This is a genomic window from Streptomyces solincola (assembly GCF_002982015.1).
GTDB classification, from domain to species: domain Bacteria; phylum Actinomycetota; class Actinomycetes; order Streptomycetales; family Streptomycetaceae; genus Streptomyces; species Streptomyces solincola.
In genome coordinates, this window is record NZ_PVLV01000067.1 from 1 (window position 1) to 4499 (window position 4499).

Consider the following 4499-nt stretch of genomic DNA (forward strand, 5'->3'; position numbering starts at 1 on the left):
GGCGCCGGCCGTTCCGCGTACATCCGGGCGATCACCGCCTCGATGTCCGGCTCCCGCACCGACAGGTCGACCAGGGGGTGCTCGGCCGCGATGCGGGCGACCAGCGGTGCGGCCGAGCGGGCCGCCGGGAACGCCAGCCACTGGCGCGGGCCCTCCACCCGCACCACCCGCACGCCCTCCATCCGGATCGGCGGCAGTTCCCGCTCCAGGTCGACCACCAGCGTCCGCTCGCTCTCCCCCACCTCGTGCAGCCCGGCCAGCGCCCCGTCGTACATCAGCCTGCCGTGGTCGATCACCATCACCCGCGAGCAGAGCTGCTCGATGTCGGTCAGGTCGTGGGTGGTCAGCAGCACGGTGGTGTCCCGCTCGGCGTTGAGGTCCTTCAGGAACGCCCGCACCTTCGCCTTGGAGACGACGTCCAGGCCGATCGTCGGCTCGTCCAGGTACAGCACCTCCGGGTCGTGCAGCAGCGCCGCCGCGATGTCACCGCGCATCCGCTGCCCCAGCGAGAGCTGGCGGACCGGCACGTCCAGCAGGTCCGCCAGGTCCAACTGCTCCACGCACCGGGCGAGGTTGGCCCGGAAGCGGTCGTCGGGGACGCGGTACATCCGGTGGGCCAGCCGGTAGGAGTCCCGCAGCGGCAGATCCCACCAGAGGGTGGTCCGCTGTCCGAACACCGCTCCGATACGCCGGGCCAGGCGGGTCCGCTCCCGGCCGCCCACCCCGCGCCGGCCGCCCGGCGACGGGTCGATCCCGGCCACCCTCAGCCGCCCGCCGCTCGGGGTCAGGATCCCGGTCAGCATCTTGATGGTGGTCGACTTCCCGGCGCCGTTCGGCCCGATGTAGCCGACCATCTCGCCGCGCCCGACCCGGAAGCTGATGCCGTCCACCGCCCGCACCTGCCGCCGCTCCCGCCGCAGCCGCCCCGCCCTGCGCCGCACCTCGAAGACCTTGCTCACGTCCTCCAGCACGATGACGTCGTCGCGCCCGGCCCCGTACTCCCGCGCCATGCCCTCTCCCATCCCCGACCGACCTCCGTCAGCTCCCCGTGCTCCGGTAGGACCGCAGCCCCACCCGCCAGGCCAGTCCGGCCGGCAGCCAGCAGACCCCGGCGACCAGCGGCGCGCAGAACGCCGCCCAGCCGGGCAGGCCGGCGGGCGGCTCGCGGTCCAGGACGTACAGCGCGGGCACCCAGTTGACGAAGGCGAGCGGCACCCCGTAGACGACCCCACGGACCAGGTCCTGCGCGAAGATGGACGGCGGGTAGCCGAGGAGGGTGTTGCCGCCGTAGGTGAAGGCGTTGACCACCTCGGCGCCGTCCTGCGTCCAGAACTGGAACGCCGCGCCCACCACCATCACCGCGCCGAAGATCAACGCGCCGGTGAGGACCATCGAGGGCAGCAGCCAGACCTTCGCCGGACTCCACTCCACGTCCAGCACCACCAGGGACCAGACCAGCACGATCAGCCCCTGGGCGGTGCGGCCGAGCCGGCGCAGCGCGAACTTGTCGGCCGCCACCTGGGCGAGCACCGGCGCGGGGCGCAGCAGGAGCAGGTCGAGGGTGCCGTCCCGGACCCGCCGGCCCAGCCGGGAGACCTAGCCCATCGCCAGGTCCGCCAGGCCGAAGGAGGTGCACGAGGTCCCGTAGAGGAAGGCCACCTCGCCGAAGGAGAAGCCGCCCAGCCCCCGGACGTGGCTGAACATCAGCAGGATGACGACGAAGTCGAGCGCGGTGGTGGCGAAGTTGGCGAACAGGGTCATCGCGAACGAGAAGCGGTACGCCATCGTGGAGCGCACCCACATCGCGACGATGAGGCCGTAGGCGCGCAGGCCCTCGCGCAGGGGGCCCGGCTCCCGGCCGCCGTCGCCGTCCCCGGCGCCCGGGAGGCCCGCGCTGTCAGCCACCCTGGACCACCACCCGGCGGGTCGCGGCCGATTGCAGCAGGCGGCCGGCGGCCAGCAGGAGCACCGCCCACCCCGCTTGGAAGGCGTACGCCCGCGCCAGCGCCCAGCCGGTGTGCTTCTCCAGGAACACGTCGACCGGCACCTGGAGCATCGTGGACCACGGAAGCACCCGGGCCAGGTCGCCGAGCCCGCCGGGGAACACGGTCAGCGGCAGCAGCATCCCGGAGAAGAACAGCCCCGACAGCCACGCCACCTGCACCGCGCCCGCCCCGTCCATCAGCCAGAACGCGCTGAGCGCCACCAGGTACCAGATGGCGAAGCTCACCACCGCGCCCAGCAGAACGGAGAGGAGGAAGGCCGGCCACGTCAGCGGGTGGGCGGGCAGGGCCAGGTCGAAGGCGAGCGCGCCCACCGCCATCGGCGCCACCCCGCGGCCCAGCAGCAGGAACGCCGCCCGGCCCAGCGACGCCGACAGCCACCAGAGCTGGAGGTCCGCCGGGCGTTGCAGGTCCACGGCGATGTCACCGGTCCTGATCCGCTCGATGATCTCCTCCTCGACGCCGCCGGCCATCAGGCCGCACACCGCCAGCATCGCCTGGCCCAGCCACACGAACGTCAGCGCCTGCGCCTGGTCGTAGCCGCCGAGGCCGGGCCGCTCCGCCCACAGGGCGATGTAGGTGTACGCCAGGACGAAGCCGAAGACGGTGTTGGTGAACACCCCGGCGGCGGTGGCCACCCGGTAGGTCGCGTACCGGCGGAAGGCGCCCGCCGCCACGGCCGCGTAGAGCCGCATCCCCTCCACCTCCCGAGGCCAGGGCCGGCCGGCCGCCGGAACCGAGGAGCCTAACGGGCCGCCGGGCGGGCCCGCGAGCGTATTTCCGGCTGCCGTTGCCGGGGATGCGGGGGTCCGACGTGCACTATGAGGGGACTGACGGATCACCACATAAGCGACAAAGCCCAGATTCGGGGCCGTACGGGACGGAGCGGGGCGGACAGATGAGCGACGAGGCAGCGACACCGGGCTGGCAGCCCCGCGACCCCACTCTCGGCGGCCCGGCCCGCGCCGGCCGGGTCTTCCGCGACGGCACGCACCCCGGCCCCGGCGCCCGGCCGACGGGCGGCCGGGCCGAGCGGACAGCCCTGCGCGCCGCCCGCCGGCGCCGCCGGCGGCGCACCGGCTGGCGGCGCCTGCTGCCCACCTGGCGGATGCTCCTGGGCGCCGTCCTCCTCGGCGCGGCCCTCCTCGTCGGCGGCTTCTTCGTCGGCTACCACCTGGTCGCCATCCCGCCCGCCAACGCCGCCGCCACCGCCCAGTCCAACGTCTACCTCTACGCCGACGGCAGCCAGATCACCCAGGCCGGCGACGTCAACCGGGAGAGCGTGCCGCTGTCCCGCGTACCCCGCTGGGTACAGCACGCCGTACTGGCCGCCGAGGACCGCGACTTCTACACCAAGCCCGCCGTCGACCCCGGGGCGATGGTCCGCGCCGGCTGGAACACCGTCACCGGCAAGGGCACCCAGGGCGGCTCCACCATCACCCAGCAGTACGTCAAGAACTACTACCTCGGCCAGGAACGCACCCTTGTGCGCAAGGTCAAGGAGTTCTTCATCTCCATCAAGCTGGACCGCGAGAAGTCCAAGGACGAGATCTTCGAGGGCTACCTCAACACCAGCTTCTACGGGCGCAACGCCTACGGCATCCAGGCCGCCGCCCGCGCCTACTACGGCAAGGACGTCCAGGACCTCGACACCGCCGAGGGCGCCTACCTCGCCACCCTCCTCAACGCCCCCAGCGCCTACGACGTGACCGCGCACCCCGCCAACATGGACAAGGCGACGCGGCGCTGGTCCTACGTCATGGACGCCATGGTCGGCGAACGCTGGCTCAGCCGCGCCGACCGGGCCGGCACCACCTTCCCCGCCCCCTACGAGGCCGAGGCCACCACCGGCGTCTCCGGCCAGCGCGGCTACATCGTCCAGGCCGTCGGCCAGTACCTCACCGAACGGGGCATCGTCGACCGGGAGACCCTGCGGCAGGGCGGCTTCCGCATCACCACCACCCTGGAGCGCCCCAAGCAGGAAGCCTTCACCGAGGCCGTCGACAACCAGGTGACGTCCCGGCTCGACGGCTCCAACGAGGCCGACCGCTATCTGCGCGTCGGCGGCGCCTCCGTCGAACCCTCCACCGGGTACGTCGTCGCCATGTACGGCGGCGTCGACTACACCCGCCAGTACGTCAACAACGCCACCCGCCGCGACTACCAGGTCGGCTCCACCTTCAAGCCGTTCGTCTTCGCCGCCGCCGTGCACAACGGCGCCCGCACCCAGGACGGCGAGCGCATCACACCCGACACCCTGTACGACGGGGCCAACAAGCGGCCCGTCGAAGGCTGGCGCGGCAAGCCGTACGCCCCCGGCAACGAGGACGACGTCGACCACGGCCCGATCAGCGTGCGCACCGCCACCGACCGCTCGGTCAACGCCGTCTACGCCCAGCTCGCCGTGGACGTCGGCCCCGCCAAGGTCGAGCAGACCGCCATCGGCCTCGGCCTGCCCGCCGACACCCCCGACCTCAACCCCTCCCCCTCTCTCGC

At 73.0% G+C, this 4499-nt stretch carries 3 protein-coding genes and 1 pseudogene; 1 reads left to right on the forward strand and 3 read right to left on the reverse strand.

What is annotated here, in order from left to right; translation table 11 throughout:
* The 3 genes and pseudogenes from C6N75_RS04885 to C6N75_RS04895 all read right to left on the reverse strand — a co-directional run.
* On the reverse strand, window positions 1-1010 hold a 1010-nt coding region (locus tag C6N75_RS04885), incomplete at its 3' end, for an ABC transporter ATP-binding protein (RefSeq protein ID WP_105867598.1).
* Window positions 1011-1038: 28 nt separating this feature from the next.
* Window positions 1039-1803: pseudogene (locus C6N75_RS04890) on the reverse strand (ABC transporter permease).
* Between the two features lie 94 nt (window positions 1804-1897).
* Complete coding sequence (locus C6N75_RS04895) at window positions 1898-2698, reverse strand: ABC transporter permease (protein WP_105867597.1); 801 nt, start codon at window positions 2696-2698, stop codon at window positions 1898-1900.
* A 203-nt stretch (window positions 2699-2901) separates the two neighbouring features.
* Between C6N75_RS04895 and C6N75_RS04900 the strand changes: the two genes are divergently transcribed.
* On the forward strand, window positions 2902-4499 hold a 1598-nt coding region (locus C6N75_RS04900), incomplete at its 3' end, for a transglycosylase domain-containing protein (RefSeq protein WP_146132485.1).

Bases quoted from the DNA above. Each gene is read 5' to 3' on its own strand.
- C6N75_RS04895 (WP_105867597.1), bottom strand. From the start codon at position 2,698: ATGCGGCTCTACGCGGCCGTGGCGGCGGGCGCCTTCCGCCGGTACGCG.